This is a genomic window from Streptomyces torulosus (assembly GCF_001419765.1).
In the GTDB taxonomy this organism is placed as follows: domain Bacteria; phylum Actinomycetota; class Actinomycetes; order Streptomycetales; family Streptomycetaceae; genus Streptomyces; species Streptomyces torulosus.
The window spans coordinates 1-1,178 of the sequence record NZ_LIRK01000696.1; the positions used below are offsets into that span (position 1 = coordinate 1).

At 71.4% G+C, this 1,178-nt stretch carries 1 pseudogene; it reads right to left on the reverse strand.

The annotated features are described in order from the left end of the window. Positions 1–142 precede the first annotated feature (142 nt). Positions 143–407, reverse strand: a pseudogene (locus tag AOK23_RS37710) (hypothetical protein); the annotation flags it as partial. Between the last annotated feature and the right edge of the window lie 771 nt (positions 408–1,178).

Here is a 1,178-nt window from a genome sequence, read left to right on the forward strand (position 1 = left end):
CCGGTGAGGGCCTCCTCCTGCTGGGTCCGGCTTCAGCTCAGGGCCACACAAGGCAGTACGGCTGATGCCCCGCCTCGTGGAGGCGGTGGCTGAAGTCCTGCCATTCGTGGAGCAGTTGGTACACGTTGAACGCGTCGCGGNNGCAGCGGGTCGACGACGGTCATCGGCAGCTTCACGACCGCGTAGTCGGGGTGCAGGACGACCAGCTCCAGCGGCGGGACCTTGTGCAGGGGGACGCCCTCGATGCCGGTCAGCACCATCGCGGCCATCGTCTCCGGCTTGATCTTGGTGAACATGCCGTTCATGCCGAGCTCGTCGCCGCCGAGTTCCTCGGGGCGCATCGAGATCGGGACGCGGGCCGCGGTCGCGCCGTCGGGCGCGCCGAAGTATTTGTACGTCACCCCCACCCGACCACCATTCCTGCTCCCGGCCGTGTGGAGCCGGTTGACCACCTGGTCGAGGCGGTCCGTACGGCGCCTGCGCGCCGCACGGCTCTCACGGTCGACGGCGTCAGGCCGGTCCGTCTGGCCCGTCTGATCCATTCCGTCACGATTGACACGATCCACATGCTCGGCGCGATCCATACGGTCCATACCCTCCATACGGCTGCGCCGCCCGATCCGCTCAGGGCCACCGCCCTGGATCCGGTCGCCACCGCCGCGTTCGAGTCGGTCGAAATCGTTCTCCGGCCGGTCAGGACTGGTCTCGGTACGGTCGGAACCGCCCTCGACACGGTCGGCACCGTTACGTGCGGCCCGCCGGCGGCGCGAGAACCGCGAACCCTCCTGCTGCGGGTCGTTCGCTCCGTCCCGCCCGGGCATGCCGACGGACCCGTCGGCCGGGTTCGCCCTGTCCTGGGTCTCGTATGTGCCGTGCGCACCCTGCGGACCGTACACGCCCTGCGGGCCGTGCGGAGCGTACGGGGGCTGTGACCCCGGCGACCCTTGGGGCGCCGGCGGTGAGGGAGGTGAGGGGAGTGCTGGAGGTGAGTGAGGTGACTGGGGGGACCGGGGTGGCTGCGGGGTGCTGCCGAGTGGGGGCTGTGGCGGGGGACCCGACGGCGCCGGTGGCTGCGCGGCGCCGTCCGACGCCGATTGCCCGCTCGCCGCCGACTGCGCGTACTGTGCTCCCTGCGCTCCCTGGCCACCGCGCAACCTCCGGGAGCCCAGCGCCCCCAG